At 39.3% G+C, this 15,792-nt stretch carries 13 protein-coding genes; 10 read left to right on the plus strand and 3 right to left on the minus strand.

Annotated features, from left to right (window positions below; all coding sequences use genetic code 11):
• Nucleotides 1-10: 10 nt before the first annotated feature.
• The 4 genes from IEV61_RS14765 (at nucleotide 11) to IEV61_RS14780 (ending at nucleotide 5,550) form a co-directional block, all read left to right on the plus strand.
• A complete protein-coding gene (locus IEV61_RS14765) occupies nucleotides 11-1,582 on the plus strand; it encodes a SusD/RagB family nutrient-binding outer membrane lipoprotein (protein WP_188417801.1) in 1,572 nt (523 codons plus the stop codon).
• 17 nt (nucleotides 1,583-1,599) lie between these two features.
• A complete protein-coding gene (locus IEV61_RS14770; protein WP_188417802.1) occupies nucleotides 1,600-2,397 on the plus strand; it encodes a DUF4397 domain-containing protein in 798 nt (265 codons plus the stop codon).
• 211 nt (nucleotides 2,398-2,608) lie between these two features.
• Entirely contained in the window at nucleotides 2,609-3,517 is a 909-nt protein-coding gene (locus IEV61_RS14775; RefSeq protein ID WP_188417803.1) for a glycoside hydrolase family 25 protein, read from the plus strand.
• A gap of 197 nt (nucleotides 3,518-3,714) precedes the next feature.
• Entirely contained in the window at nucleotides 3,715-5,550 is a 1,836-nt protein-coding gene (locus IEV61_RS14780; RefSeq protein WP_188417804.1) for a DNA topoisomerase 3, read from the plus strand.
• A 205-nt stretch (nucleotides 5,551-5,755) separates the two neighbouring features.
• Here IEV61_RS14780 and IEV61_RS14785 read toward each other — a convergent pair whose 3' ends face one another.
• Nucleotides 5,756-7,666, minus strand: coding sequence for a DUF4153 domain-containing protein (locus IEV61_RS14785; protein WP_188417805.1), 1,911 nt, complete (start codon nucleotides 7,664-7,666; stop codon nucleotides 5,756-5,758).
• A gap of 169 nt (nucleotides 7,667-7,835) precedes the next feature.
• Complete coding sequence (locus IEV61_RS14790) at nucleotides 7,836-9,173, minus strand: hypothetical protein (RefSeq protein WP_229747162.1); 1,338 nt, start codon at nucleotides 9,171-9,173, stop codon at nucleotides 7,836-7,838.
• A gap of 316 nt (nucleotides 9,174-9,489) precedes the next feature.
• On the opposite strand from IEV61_RS14790, the gene IEV61_RS14795 reads away from it, so the two are divergent.
• From IEV61_RS14795 to IEV61_RS14810, 4 genes are all read left to right on the plus strand, one after another.
• Nucleotides 9,490-10,089, plus strand: coding sequence for a hypothetical protein (locus tag IEV61_RS14795; protein ID WP_188417807.1), 600 nt, complete (start codon nucleotides 9,490-9,492; stop codon nucleotides 10,087-10,089).
• A 5-nt stretch (nucleotides 10,090-10,094) separates the two neighbouring features.
• Nucleotides 10,095-10,892, plus strand: a complete 798-nt coding sequence (locus IEV61_RS14800) for a hypothetical protein (protein ID WP_188417808.1) — start codon at nucleotides 10,095-10,097, stop codon at nucleotides 10,890-10,892.
• Nucleotides 10,893-11,497: 605 nt separating this feature from the next.
• Complete coding sequence (locus IEV61_RS14805) at nucleotides 11,498-12,571, plus strand: GAF domain-containing protein (protein ID WP_188417809.1); 1,074 nt, start codon at nucleotides 11,498-11,500, stop codon at nucleotides 12,569-12,571.
• A 61-nt stretch (nucleotides 12,572-12,632) separates the two neighbouring features.
• Complete coding sequence (locus IEV61_RS14810) at nucleotides 12,633-13,721, plus strand: GAF domain-containing protein (RefSeq protein WP_188417810.1); 1,089 nt, start codon at nucleotides 12,633-12,635, stop codon at nucleotides 13,719-13,721.
• Between the two features lie 569 nt (nucleotides 13,722-14,290).
• On the opposite strand, the gene IEV61_RS14815 is transcribed toward IEV61_RS14810, so the two are convergent.
• On the minus strand, nucleotides 14,291-14,581 hold the full coding sequence (locus IEV61_RS14815; protein WP_188417811.1) for a hypothetical protein: 291 nt from the start codon (nucleotides 14,579-14,581) through the stop codon (nucleotides 14,291-14,293).
• 371 nt (nucleotides 14,582-14,952) lie between these two features.
• Here IEV61_RS14815 and IEV61_RS14820 point away from each other — a divergent pair, with 371 nt between their 5' ends.
• Together IEV61_RS14820 and IEV61_RS14825 are read left to right on the plus strand one after the other, a co-directional pair.
• A complete protein-coding gene (locus IEV61_RS14820; RefSeq protein ID WP_188417812.1) occupies nucleotides 14,953-15,372 on the plus strand; it encodes a MarR family winged helix-turn-helix transcriptional regulator in 420 nt (139 codons plus the stop codon).
• A complete protein-coding gene (locus IEV61_RS14825) occupies nucleotides 15,373-15,771 on the plus strand; it encodes a DoxX family protein (RefSeq protein ID WP_188417813.1) in 399 nt (132 codons plus the stop codon).
• The last annotated feature ends 21 nt before the right edge of the window (nucleotides 15,772-15,792 follow it).

The following is a 15,792-nucleotide window of genomic DNA, read 5'->3' on the forward strand; positions in this document are numbered from 1 at the left end:
AAATAACATAATGAAAAAGATATATATATTAATAGCCATATGCCTTATTTCGGCAAGCGGTTGTAAAAAATACCTGGATGTTAATACCAACCCCAATGCACCTACATCAGTAACAGCAAATCTGTATTTGTCGCCCATTTTAAGCTGGATGGCAACAGGCCCTGTTTACGACGGCCGTCAAATAAGCCGTTATATACAAAACTTCACACTAACGAGTTCGAGTAATTTGACTTGGGATCTGCAAGGCTACGATTTGCCTCCGTCTGACAATGGCGGTATGCTTTGGCGCACCGTTTATGTTGACCATGGCCAAAACCTATTAGATATGACCAAAAAAGCCGAAGCAGAGCAGCGCTGGGACCTATTGGGTGTAGCGCAGGTAATCAAGGCTTGGGATTGGCAGAATTTAACCGATATACATGGTGAGATTATTATTAAGGAAGCTTTTACGCCAGATCCCACCAAAACATCATTCAATTATGATACACAAGAATTTGCTTATGACGAAGTACGTCGCTTATTAAATTTGGCTATAGCAAACCTTCAGCGTACCGATGGCGCTGTTGATGCAGCATTTTTAGGTAAAACAGATATTGTATACAAGGGTGACAGATCAAAGTGGTTGAAGTTTGCTTATGGACTGCTGGCCATTAACCTCAATCATTATAGTAATAAAACATCTGTGTACAATGCTGATGCGGTGATTGATGCGGTTAACAAATCATTTGCGAATAGTGCTGATGACGCTGCTGTTAAATATACCGGTGTATCAAATGATGACCGTAATTTTATTGGTCCAACGCGCGATAACTATACCTCTTACCGCCAAACAGCATTTATAACAGCATTAATGGACGGGACACAATTTGGTGGTGTGGATGATCCTCGCAAGAAGCGGATGCTTTCCCCTTCGCCCGACGGTACTTACAGGGGGTTGGTTACCGGAAGTGGTATAACGGGTATTGCTACCGCGCAGCAACCCTTAAACCTGGCAGGTTATGCCGCCATACCCGTGGTTGGCTCGCCCACTAAATATCTGTTTGACGATAAAAGCAGGTACCCGATCATGACCTATGCCGAATTGCAATTTATAAAAGCCGAAGCGGCCTATAAAAAAGGGGACAGGGCAACAGCCTTAGACGCCTATACCAAAGCGGTATCGGCACACATAGACTATGTTAACGCAACCAACGCAGATATTGGCGGCACGCCCACGCAAATTACACCAGCAGAGAAAGCAGCTTACCTGGCTTCACCAAACATATTACCAACTGCGGCTAATTTGACCCTTTCGCAAATTATGTGTCAAAAGTATATTGCACTTTGGGGCTGGGGCTTTATTGAAACCTGGATGGACCTGCGCAGATATCATTACACAGAGCCTGATCCTGTTACAGGTAACCAGGTATTTTTAGGCTATGTATTTCCTACTACCTTATACGCAGATAATAGTGGAAAGCCTGCCTATCGTATCAGGCCTCGTTACGCATCAGAATACGTATGGAATATACCATCATTGCAGAAGATAGGTGCTTTAGAGCGTGACTATCATACCAAAGAAATGTGGATTACCCAGAAGTGAGCTTTAATCTTAATTAAATGAAAAAACTACAAATAGTGTTAGTAGCGTTGCTGCTAACAACACTTTTATATTCGTGTAAAAAAAATGGTGTACAGGTTATTGATCAAAATATTGAAGCCGGTAGCCCCCAAATCAAATATTTTAATTTTGGTGTAAACGCGCCTTCCGTAAATTTTTATGCAAGCGGAACTAAGGTTTCTGCTGCCTTGAGTGCTACCGGTACAGAAAGTACAAGCGGAGTTAATTCAGGGGGTGTTTACCCGGCATCAAATTATAGTGTATTAAAAGCAGGCTCCTATAATTTTGAAGCCAGGTTACCGTCAACAGCAACAGCAGATCCTGATCTTTCAATAACATCTTTAAACGGAATTGTTGAGGCTAACAAAATCTACACCCTTTATTTATGTGGCTTGTACACCAACAAGAAATCAGATGCTTTTTTAATAGAAGATAAGTTGCCGGCGGTTGATTACAATGTAGCTTATGTCCGGTTTGTAAACACCGTTCCTAATGCCACGTCAAATTTGAGTTTATACGCGCATAACACCTTAGCAGCAACAGGTGTTGATGTATTGGTAGCAGAAAATGTAGCTTACAAAGGCGCTTCGGGCTTTGTGCCCGTGCCTGTTGGTACCTATGAGTTGTTTGCCCGGTATCCATCGGCACCTACCGTCAATGTAATATCGCGCAACGGTACCAGTTCTGTTGCATTTGTTGGTGGTAAGATTTACACTATTGGCTCACGAGGAGATATTACAGTCACCGCAGCCACTGCTACCAACCGACCCCAGTTAGACAATACCTCAAACAGATAAGTCGCTAACCTAAAGCCTGGTTAACCAGGCTTTAGGTTAATATAGATTCCATTTTTTAATAGAGTTAAGCGGATAAGATAGTTAACAAAAGTTCCTTTAATAGGAACTTTTTCCTTTATATAGCCTATCTTTTAAAATATAGCTTCATCACCATCCAATGTGATGCCTATTAATTTAAGCTCATTATTTCTAAATAACTGTATTTTTACATGTGCCACCACGTAAGACATCACCCGGACAATTGCTCAAAAAAAGAGAAGTGGCTACTTCAAAACCTTCGGCTAAATCTAAAATTTCAAAAAACAATAAGGCTGTTAAAAATATTGGGGCTAACGTTTTTCGGTGGAAAGTTATTGCTATCACTGTATTGCTCATTTTATTATCGCCTTTCTACTATGGCTATATACTTAAATTCTTTGCTTCATCCTGGCGCTGGGTTAGCGATTTAGGGTCATCGTCGCATTACCGTACTTATCAAAGTTTTGGCATACGTATACCCACACGTTACCATATACATGGCATTGATGTTTCTTACGCGCAGGGTAAAATAAACTGGCCCAAAGTAAAAGCCATGAAAGAAGATCATATACACATCACCTTCGCTTTCATTAAAGCAACAGAGGGTTTGCTTACTGTTGATCCGTACTTTAAGCGTAACTGGCGCGAAGCACCGAAAGTAGGTATCCGTTGCGGCGCTTACCATTTTTTCAGGCCGAAAAAAAATGGCCTATGGCAGGCTCGCTTCTTCCTGCAAAATGTTAAGATCGAAAGCGGCGATTTGCCCGCCGTGGTAGATATTGAGCGTTTGGACGGCGTGGCGCCAGCAGCTATGCGCAACCAGTTGCACAATTTTTTAAACCATGTGCAAACTAAAACACATGTAAAGCCCATTATTTATACCGGTTTAAGTTTTTATAAAGATTATTTGGAAGGCTATTATGACGATTATCCCCTTTGGATTGCCCACTATAACCGTGAAGAGCTTAAAGCAGGCGCAAATACCAACTGGTGGTTTTGGCAGCATTCAGAAACAGGGAAAGTAAATGGGATAAATCATGCCGTTGATTTTAATGTGTTCAAAGGCGACAGTTTACAATTTGAGCGTTTCTTGATGAGGTAACACCTGCGTTAAATTATTAAGGTAGTAATGAACAAGTTGGTCAACTCATTTTGATTAACCATTGCAGCAATACAAGCCTTTACTTAGTTTTAGACTGATATTATGGAACAGATACTGTGTATAGCTAACTTTTAGTCCTCCTTCAACAAAGTAACTGGCACTACCACAGTATTATTTCAACTGCTTAGTATTTGAGTATGAAAGTGATTATAGCAGAAAAACCATCAGTAGCACGCGAAATTGCAAGAGTATTTGGAGCTACAGTTAAGAAAGACGGTTATATAGAGGGTAAAGGTTATACATTTACCTGGGCTTTCGGTCACTTGTTGCAACTGGCTCCCCCGCAAGAATATGGTTATTACGGCTGGAGCGTTCAAAACCTACCTATGCTGCCTGCTAAGTTTAAACTCTCTATCCGTAAAGTAAAGAGTAAAGAGGGGATGGTAGATGATCCCTCGGTGAAAAAGCAGTTGGATACGATAAAGTCTCTTTTTGATGAGGCAACTGAAATTATAGTGGCTACCGATGCCGGGCGCGAAGGTGAGCTTATATTCAGATACATTTATTACTACCTTAAATGTAAAAAGCCTTTTAAGCGTCTATGGATATCTTCGCAAACCGATGCCGCAATAAAAGATGGCTTTAAAAACTTAAAGCCCGGAACCGATTACGATACACTTTTTAACTCTGCCCATTGCCGTTCACAATCTGATTGGCTGGTGGGCATGAATGCTACACAAGCGCTTAGCCTGTCATCGGGCACTCGTTCGGTGCTTTCTTTAGGGCGGGTGCAAACACCTACACTGGCCATGATCTGTTCCCGCTACCTTGAAAACAAGAACTTTGTACCGCAAATTTATTTCCAGGTAGCCATACAATTAGATAAAGACGGACAACTTTTCCGGGCTATATCTGCCGAAAGTTTCAAATCCAAGGAAGATGCACAGATCATACTGGATAGGGTAGAAGATGTGACCGGAGGCTTTGCTAATGGAGGTCATATTTTTAGCGTAGAAGCAAAGCCGCGCAAAGAACCACCGCCGCTTTTGCACGACCTGAGCAGCCTGCAACAAGAAGCTAATAAGCGCAAGGGCTTTACAGCCGATCAAACGCTTTCCTTGCTGCAAAACCTTTATGAAAGCAAATTGGTAACCTATCCTCGTACCGGCAGTCGTTACATCGGCGATGATGTATTTGCCGGTGTGCCAACCTTGATCGAAAAATTTACCGGCCATGCCGACTTTGGTAAGCAGGCAACTTTTTTATTGAGTGCTAAATTGAACAAGCGCAGTGTAAATGCAAAAAAGGTAACCGATCACCATGCTATTTTGCCCACAGGCGAAAAAGCGTACCAGCTAACGCCCGATCAGCAGGCCGTTTACGATATGGTAGTTGGCCGTATGCTGGAGGCTTTTCACCAGGAATGCGTAAAGGAAATTACAAAAATAGTGGTACAGTCTGGCGCTAAGTTTACAGCAAGTGGTACGGTTATTAGCTCAGCCGGTTGGCGGGCGGTGTTTAACGAGGTTGACGAAGAGAAAAAAGATGAAGAGAATACCTCGTTACCTAAAGTTAAGAAAGGAGAGGATTTACCGATAACCAACAAGGCAATCTTAGAGAAGCAAACTAAGCCTAAACCCTTTTACAACGAAGCATCTTTATTAAAAGCGTTGGAAACTGCGGGTAAAGAAATTGATGATGAAGAACTACGCTATGCCATGAAAGACAGTGGCTTAGGAACGCCGGCCACACGTGCTTCCATTATTGAAACACTAATTAAACGCGACTACATTAAGCGTGAGAAAAAGAATCTGATACCTACCGAAACGGGCTTGTCTGTTTACGGTGTTGTTAAAGAGCAGCAAATAGCACAGGCAGAACTAACAGGCAATTGGGAAAAGCGCTTAGAAGAGATACGTTCTGGTGCATCGGTGACTGAATTTCAGCAGGAAATACAAAATTATACCCGCGCCATAACACGCGAAATGTTAAAAGCAGGCGCCAGTTTACGCGCGCCAAAGATTGTTATGTAAACGCTATAAAAATGATATCTCGGCATACCTTCATAAATCTGCCTTTTTACATAACTTATTATCCAGATTAGATCTTATTTTAAGGGAACATAACGAGAACAGCCGATTTAGACATTTCCTTATAAACAACTAATTAGATACACATACATATAATTTTGAAGGGGTTGCTACGGTTCAATAGTTATTATAAAACTAAGTTTTAAGGTTACCTGAACTTAATAAAATAATAGGCTTTAACTGAACCAATTCTCACTCCCTCCTTTTGCGAATAATCAAAACTCATTTCCTGAAATTGTACTGTTACCTCAAAGTTTGCTTTTTGCTGGGTTAGCCTAAGCATTTTTTGCGGAACTGCATATTTTTTATCTAAGCCTTGTGGTGTGTTTGTATCCTCGTATGCTTTCATAATTTCGGTTTGCTTTGCCAGTTGTGTTGCAAGATCTTTAGCAGAAAATTTAAATTGGGTAGTACCAATATTGAGTATCATGTAATTCTGATCAAAATCATCATGCTGCTTAACTACATATCCCGCCACGGTATCATTTTTTAAAGAGTCGGTATAAGGATCTTTAACCATCATATAATCGTACCCTTTTATTAAGGATATGCCTTCTTTAGCATTGATATAATAATTGGCAAGAATGCTATCTTCTAATTCGTCTTGCGTGTAATTCTGCCGGTACTCATAGCCACCCAAACGTAAATAGCTTTGTAGCCACGCAGACCGTGTCCAGTTAAAGCTATCATTGTCGGCCATATCGTAATTGCTATTCATGTTGTAATCCTTTCTTAACGAGTCGTTTATATGCTTTAGGTTAACATTTAACAGCGACTGCATAGCATCAAAATCATAGTGTTTAGATATATAAACTAGTGTACTGGCCATACGTACAGCTACAAAAGGTTTAACTTTATTTTCATTAATAGGTTGCAGTTTATTATGGCGTACTGATTTTGCCTTAATAAAGAGATCTAACAACACGGACTTTTGAGAACGTAAACTAATAGCCGTTGCGCTCAACGGACCATAAACAACCAGCATAATTACCACAAACAAAGAAATTGGAATGACTTTGATGTTCGCCTTTTTATAAATTAGAAAATATACGATCAAAAAAGTAAGCCAAATAGCAAGGGCAATTATAAAATAGCGGTATTGGGTAATGCCATAACTATTTATCCTTGTGGTAACTGCCAAAACCAATAAGATGGTTAAGGGAAGCAAAAACAGGTAAAAATATTTACTGTAAACCTTAATCCATCCGTTATCTTCCTGTTTACGAATAGGGTAAATCAGTAGCAGTGACAGCAGGCCCACACCGGCGTAACCCAAAATCAATGCAGATACAGAGCCTTTTGGCAGTTGCCACTCCACTAAAATTTTTGCCTCGTAAGCCAATAAAATAACCAGGTAAATAATGGCCAGCGGGACCAGGACGTATTGAATAAAAAACTTTAATCCTTTTGGATATACAAACTCTGCTTGTACAAGCTGCGTATAGTTGGAAAACCCAGCCAAAACAAACATTGTATTGAACAAGCCAAAAGTTACTATCCATATCTTATAAAGATTACTCCAATCTAACTCAAACCCAAATAACGAATTTACAGCGCTGAAAGCAGCTGTTAAACCTAAGGCCAAAGCCAGGCTGTAAAGTATCCCCAAGAGTAAGCGGCTTAATAGAGCCCGGTTAAACTCCCAAAATGCTATTGTATTATTAGCACCTGTGAACCCGGCAAAAGAAACAAGCAGGTGCGAAGCCAAAAATATCAATACAAAATGAACAGTATCTTGAGGGTGTGTGGTTGGCCTGAGCGCAAACAAAAGGCTTATGGCTATTAAGGCGGCGAAACTTTTTAACAACAACTTTTTGGAAAGTGAAAATGCCTTGCTTTGTACAAAAAGCGTGGTAGCGAAGCTAAGCGGTAAGCCAATGGCACTCATCATTAATATACGCCTATTCCAATTATTGCTGATGTATCCATCCAAATACATGTTAGAAAGACCAACTGCCGCAAGTGTCCCAACCACCGTAAAAGCAAATTCAAAAGGAAAGCGTTTAATAGTGTCTGTTATTTGCCGGTAAAGAAAGGTAGCAGATGGTAATTGCTTCATATAGGTTAATATTTTAGTTTAAATTTTAAGGGTAGCATAAGTTTTAAGACTATTAAATTGGCAGTAGCTAAAAGTCACTTCCATCAACTATCGCTCAAATGTAAGTTAACTCATGCGGTCAAAATTATGGTGTTTACTGATGTGTAGTTAATACTTGTTGAGTTATGAATTAAATAGAAAGCATAAGAAATTCGCCGTATGCTTTCCAAACATTAAATGCAAGTGCAAATGACAAACAATACCAAATAATGTCTATCTGCTTGCTCAATCTAATTAAGAAGACAATAATAAAGAACAGTGGGCATGTTGAAATATAAAGCAGGAAAAATATGGCGACCATTTCAAATATATCGTGATGGTTATCGCCTAATAATAGTGTAATTATAAGCTGAAAAATCCAAACAACAACAGGCAAAACCAAGCAGAGCAACCACTTGAACCCAAGTTTAATTTGAAGCTTTTTGTGTAAAGTGCTAAGATAGTTTTTCACTAAAAGGAAGACCATGCTTATCATACACAATATCAACACTCCAATCTGGATACCTTTGTTTCTAATGGTATCTGTGCGGGTATTAATGGTATTAGATGAAACAAGCTTATCGTCTTTAAATTGTTGAATTTGAGTACGCTCTCCATTGATAAATTTCACTTTAGTTACCAAGGCACTACTCGTGTCCCCAAACGTCCAGATTGAATCTTCGATCCCCTTTTTGTAAAATCCTTCAATAATTGTTTTTTCACCTTTTTTACTGACAAATTTACCATCTAAACGTCCGCCGTTAAATCGTAAAAAATCGTTCCCATGCGCCGTTCTTAAGGTTATAGAAGTCACTTTTCCGGCAGTCATCAAGGATTTAATTCCTGGAACAATACTGAAAACGTCTTCGTCAAGGTTTCTAATCACTAGGTTTTTTTGATAATCGTCATCTTTGGCGGCCTGTTTTGAGCTATACAGTTGGTTTACCTTAACTACCAGCAATGAGTCAAGATGGTAAAATTTAAAGTCTTCCTGAAACGAATTAGAGTCAGGCACAACATTAGTTTTGAAAAGTACATATTGCGGTTGATCAAAGGATTGAACATATCTTGGTTGGCTGGTTGCACAAAACGAAAAAACTGTTACAACTGCTATGAAATAGGGGCCCGCATGCCGCAATAACCTGTTAGCATCGGTGGTTTTCCACTCTTTATTTAGGCTCAACCAGGCTAAAAATAAAACAGGTAAAGCAACAAGGTCAGAAAGATCAACTGTTCGCTGGATATTGAAAAAGTATGCGCTCACAAATTCAATAACTGTAGATGCGTATTCGCTCTTCCAATAGATGAAAAGTATTCCGCTTAAGATAAATACCCACAATTTATACCGGGGGAATAATGCAGACCAAAAAATAGGGAATATAAATAATCCGCATAGATCGGATAGTTTGCCGGTTAGCGTGTTATGAAAAGCTGCTTTTAAAAAAAAGTCGTTTACTATTAAAAGTAAGAGGCAAACTACAAATGGCAATGATACCAAAGGTTTAAGACGATTATGCATAATACTACTTAAATCTGCTTTTTAGTTAATACCCAAAAGCAGATTTAGTAACCCAATGGGTTAAAAGTATCTTTTCGGCAGTGTTAAAAATAAACTCAAAGCTACAACTGTGTTTGTTCGGTTATATGCTCCGGCAGGTTTTGGATAAGGGTCTTAAAAATATAACAGGAGAGTCTTATATGGGTATTAGCGCACTTTGGCTGCTTAACGTTTATCTGTTATTGACTATACGGGCAAAACATTCACGGTGTCAGTTGTTTATAATCACAAAATCATAGTATATTTTATGAAATTTTGGCCTTATTTATCTTTCATAGTAATCCTGCAGCTATCGTTATCTAAAGTAATGGCACAAACGCCCAAATTGGTAGTTACCGTACCCGCAAATCTTAAAGGCTTTGTTCTTAAAGGATATGACGTACTTGACCTTACCAAAGGCGACCTTAACCGCGATAACTACCCTGATGCCATTATGGTGTTGTACAAAAAAGGGGAAGAAAAAACCTCTGATGTTATAAGCCATCCGGAAAAACGGCCTTTACTAATATTAATTTGCCAACCCAATAAAACCTACAAGCTTGCTGGCCGAAGTGAGAACGCCGTTTACTGTGTTGACTGTGGTGGGCAAATGGGCGACCCATTTACCGGAATCACTATCAAAAATGGTTATTTTTCGGTAGAGCATTACGGCGGTAGTGCGTGGCGATGGACTCGCATTGTTACTTTTAAATACTCGGCCTTAGATAAGAATTGGTTTTTATTTAAGGATGGAGGGGAACGTTTTTATGCAATAACGCACGAAGAAGTAAAAACAAAAGTTAGCACCGTGAAAAACTTTGGTAGGGTACCTTTTGAAAATTTTGATATTTATAAAGACAAAAAATAACCAAAATGAAAAAAAGTAATTTAAACATGGTATACACGCTGCTATACTGGTTGGGTATCACATTGTTATTTAATAGTAATGCTATAGCACAGCCTGCAGGCACTACTAATTTTTATTCCAATATCAAGGGCTATAATCTGGCTTCACTCTGGCATGCAGATAAGCTGCGGCTAATTAGCCTTAAGCGCACTGACCCTTTCCCTGAACCATACGGTATTCTTGGGAAAAATAACCAGCGTTTTTATATACACTATACTACGGTAACTAAGGATGCAACAAACCCTTACCTCTACAAGGTGGAGGGGAAGACCCGTACAGGCAACCAGGTGCGCACCTTTACCGGAACAATTACCGTAAAACAAGCCGGTATATTTAAGCCAGGTAATAACCCTTATGCACCCGAACCCTACAAAGGCTACCGGCGGGGAAAATTGGTTGGCCAAGTTGTACTAACCGAAGCTAATACATCTGTAAGCAGTACAATAACCGGTGAACTTACTACCGATTTCTGCATTAATTCACAAAACCAGCTTTTGTATGATACTTTGGACTTTGGTATGGATGGGTATGCAAACAACAGTTTCACCGGTCTTTATAAAGCCAATGGCAGTAAGGCTACACAAAAGCTCCATTATGGAGATTACGACATTACAGGTTCCGAATTTAGCGATGAGGGTGGTATTGCCGTTCCATCTCAATATGAAAAATATGGGTGGAAAAGCTTTGTGGATGCCATTCCCAGTGATTTGCGCCCGGCCAGTAAAGCTGCCATTGCCGAAGAGAAACGCCAGTGGTGGAAGTAATCGTTTGATTCGTTTAACGAACACTCTGCTTTTACCATCCTATCCGAAATTATACCTATGCGTATACCAGCGGATATTTAGTAAAGCTTGTCTTACGGGGGCAGTTTTATTCTCGGGTATTATTTCTCTCTTGGTTTGTTACCCGGAATTTTACACATTATAGGAGCGATCTAATAGTTTAAGAGAAAATATTAATCATTTAAGGACCAGTTGGATATTCCGGAGCCATTGATAAAAACGTTTCGGAAACTCGTTAAGAGTATTCCGTTACACTTTGACCATGCTAATTAGCTGATTAAAATTAAAAAATATTATTCAATACACAACTCATTGATCTGTGTGCACGGAACAGGATGGTAAAGGGTTCCGGAATGTCCAGGTAAGGAACCAAACCTTACTGAGCAGGTAATTATCATTAAACACGCTGGAGCAGATCATGCATTCACAACATTGCCCGTTCATGGCAGTCTTCGCTTTAGAAGAGAACAACTTTTTTCCGGTAATATCCGTATACAAGCTGTAGCCAATAAAATTCGCTTATTGGGGTATATATAAGCCATCAAAAGAATTTTTTCACCAGCACAAATCACTATAGCAAAGCAAATATGTCCGAAAAAGAGCGCGATAGGTTAGCTACCGTTAACCGTTTTTTGCAGATGAAGATTACCAACAAGGATGAATTGCAACAGATAGTAGAACTGGCTGCTAAAATTTGTGAAACACCTATAGCCATGATCACCTTTATGGATGATGAAACACAGCATATAAGGTTCAAAATGGGTGCCGAAATTCAAAAAGTGCCCTATCAGGATACATTTTGTCAACATACTATTTCACAGAAAGACTTGCTGGTAATTACTGATGCGCTGGCAGATGAGCGGGTTAAAGAAAATCATTTTGTAGTCAATAAGCCCAGTTTGCGTTTTTATGCTGGAGCAACGCTCACTACGCAGGACGAACATAACATGGGTACACTGTGCGTTTATGATACTCAACCAAAGGTTTTGTCTTCTCTTCAGGAAAAGATGCTGCTACGGCTGGGTAAACAAGTTATGCGATTGCTCGAATTTGACGCCAGCCTTCAGCTTTTAAAAGATCAGTACGAATCTTCCATAATGGAAGAAACCAAACTCCGCTCATTCTTCGAAAGCTCAAGCTCATGCCATTTGTTACTGGATAAAGAATTGGCTGTACATTCTTTTAATAAAGCAATGGTTAACGTTTTACGTAGTGTATATGAAATTGAACTTGCAGAAGGCATGCCAATGACCGATTATGTAGAAACTGAATTTTTAGATGAATTCAAAAAAAACTGCCAAAGCGCATTGCTGGGAGAAATTGTCAGCGTCGACAGTTTAGTAGATTCGCCTATAGGGAAAATGGCTTGGCATCTCACCTATGAGCCGGCTCTGGATGCCAGCGGGGCTATTGTCGGTGTTTCCTATAGTGCTACAGACATTACCCAAACCATGCATCATAAAAAAACAGTGATCGATCAAATGGAGTCTTTTCGTCAGATCGATCGCATTTTATCAGCTGAACTCCATCAACCACTTGATGCTGTTATGGAAGCAATGTCATGCCTCAAGCAAAAAGGTTATCCGGCCCATATAACAGAATTTAGTTTTTTGGAGAAGGCATTTGATGAATTATCGCAAAAAAGAAAAAATATTTTTTAGCAGATCAGCGTAACATCTACCAATACGATGTTGCCGATATATTTGATAGATCCTACATGTTATGCCTTACGAAGAACTGAAACGCCTTGAAGCTGTACACCGTTTTTTGCAAATCCAAATCAATAAGCAGGAAGAATTTGAAGAGATCTCTCAACTGGCTGCGGATATTTGCGGGATGCCTCGTGCTATGATCACATTAATTAGTGAAGAGACTGAATTTATTTTATCGGATAATAAATTTGTCGCCAACTCCGGAAGAAGTGAATCTTTTTGTCATTATGTATTGGAAAGCGATGCTGTTATGGTGGTCCCGGATGCTCAGGTAGATATCAGGCTAAAAAATTATGCGGCGGTAAAAAAGCAAGCAGGAATTCGTTTCTATGCAGGAGCGCCATTGACCACACATGACGGACAACGGCTGGGTAGTTTATGTGTTATTGATCAAAAACCAGGTGAGTTAACCCAGCTACAAATGGAAATGCTGAAAAACCTGGCCAGTCAGGTGATTCAATTACTTGAATTTGAGAGTAATCTTCACTTTCTGAAACTTCAATACGTGGAAGCAAAGAAAACAGAATTGAAGATGCGGTCGTTTTTTGAGAGTGTAGCCAGCAGCCATCTGTTATTAGACAGGGACCTAAAAGTAGTTTGTTTCAACAAAGCTGTCAAGCTCCTTATAAAAAAAGCTTACAACATTGATATGCAGGTAGGAATGGATGTGAAGCAATTTGTTCACGCAGCATACATGGCTGACTTTGTTGAGCATTGTAGCAGGGCTTTAGCAGGGGAAAGCATTCGTCACGAACGTTTATTGACTTTTGCTGATGATTCGGTGTGGTTTATGCTCAACTACGATCCAGCTCGGAACAATGATGGCGAGATCATTGGTGTTTCTTATAACTCAAGTGACATTTCCACGAGAGTAGGTTTTCAACTTACTGCATTAAATCAGCGATCACGGCTGGAGCATCTCGCTTATATGCAATCGCATGAGTTTCGCAGACCTGTTGCAACGATTCAAGGTTTAGTTAATTTACTGGAAATGGAAGGATATGATGAAACATATCCTGAATTAAAGATCATTAAAAATCAAATGAATGAAATTGATACAAGAATTGGAAAGATCGTGAACCTTACCGTTGAGAAGTAAGTTCATACTGCGATTATGAGTGAATTTACCCTAAACTAACATAGCAGAACAAAAAAGCAGATCAAAGAAACTTGGTACCTGACGCGTGTTTACTACACCAAAGCTTTTTATGGCTACAGGTCAATTATAAACCTGGATATTCTTACTCATACAATTTTTTTGGCTTGATAAAGTTATAGGCTGTTAAGCAATCTCTGAAGAATTTTTTTACATATGATCTTACGTCACCGGCTTGTTGGCAAGGCATGATAAGTAGTTTCTTCAACCATGTTGATTTGTTCATGCAAATTTTCATTTCTACTGGGTGTAAGGTATTCCAATCTACACTAGCCTAATGTAAGGAAAAAACGTAATTGCCAATTTTATTCAAGCGTAAACGATATTACAGCTTCACACTGTTGATGTATTCAAAACTTTGCCAAACGTCAACGAAATCGTCAGAAATAACACAAAAAAAATCGCTTATAAAGCATAAAAAAAGCTTTTGTGTGAAGCAATAACGGCGACATCATTTCCAATATTCTCAACACTATGAATTAGAATACGAAACGAAATAATCGAAATTTGATTTAAGGAAAGTGCTTATCGCCCTTTAATACATTGGTTGTAATTGCATCAAAATGATAGAAGTTTTTCACTGGATTCGGATAATTTTCCTTTAGCACTTTAGGTAGCTCCGCAACTGATACAGTTTCAAAACCGATACCGGGGTTTTTCCATTCACTTTGGTTTATATACTGATTACCTGCATCCTTAAGCTGATGATTTACTTTTAGTTTACCCCATGCGTATGCGCCAATTAATAAAGTAAAGGCTATACCTACCGAAAGGTTCGACTGAGCATTTTTTATATAAGTCAAATAATGACCATATCACTTAAATTGTGCGGTGAGGGTATATCTTGGTCTGCCGGTTATTGTAAAATCAGAATCCCCTTATTTAAGGTTACGGTATCATTGAACTACAATTCCAGCACTTCCTCCAGCTTTGTAACAGCTCATTATTAACCGGTTTTGGTATGGGTATAAACCACATTTAATTGACCGCGCTTGGCCAATTCAAAATAACCACCTTTAGCTTTTAAATTCAGGCTTTATGAAAAGAATGAAGATTAGTCAAGATAGGCCGATATCATTTATTTCTCCAACACGGAAACGCACTTCCACAAGCTTTTAAATCGTTCAAAATTATATTGTGCAAAACATTTATTTATTATTAACGTTCATACTGTATGGAAGATTTACTTAAGCTTGAGAAACAGATCTGTTTCCCGGCCTATGCGTTTTCAAGAAATCTCACTAATCTTTACAGGCCAATGCTTGCCGAATTGGATATTACATATCCCCAGTATTTAGTGTTGATGATCTTATGGGAGCACAAACAGCAGACCGTTAACCAGTTGGGCGAGAAGCTGTACCTGGATACAGGAACGCTCACGCCATTGTTAAAAAGACTGGAACAAAAAGGAATGGTAAACAGAACCCGGAGTAATGAAGACGAGCGTGTGGTAATGATCTCTTTAACAACATTTGGTACTCAATTAAAAGAGAGGGCAGAACACATCCCGATGGAACTGGTAAAATGCCTGAATATCTCTATAGAGGAGCTTCTGCAGTTGAAAGGATTGTTAAACAAGATGTTGAACAAGTAAATGCACACATCAAAAATACAAAACGCTGCCCGGGTCATTTTAGGTGCTTTTTTAACATTTGCAGGTGTAAGTCACCTTACTTTTAACCGTTCAGAATTTTTAGCACAGGTACCTCAGTGGTTACCTGTTGATCCGGATGTCACAGTAATACTATCCGGAATTGCGGAGATCAGCTTAGGTTTAGCGCTCATTTTTGCACTTAGATATAAAAGATGGGTCGGCATTACTGCCGCTGCCTTCTTTGTACTGATTTTCCCCGGCAACATCGCACAGTATGTCAATAAAGTGAATGCCTTCGGTCTTAATACAGACAATGCAAGGTTAACACGTCTCTTTTTTCAACCAATCCTTATTATATGGGCACTATGGAGTACCAATGTGTTCAATAAGAAAAATTAACAATTATATAATTAAGAAAAT

The organism is Mucilaginibacter galii, assembly GCF_014635825.1.
In the GTDB taxonomy this organism is placed as follows: Bacteria; Bacteroidota; Bacteroidia; order Sphingobacteriales; family Sphingobacteriaceae; genus Mucilaginibacter; species Mucilaginibacter galii.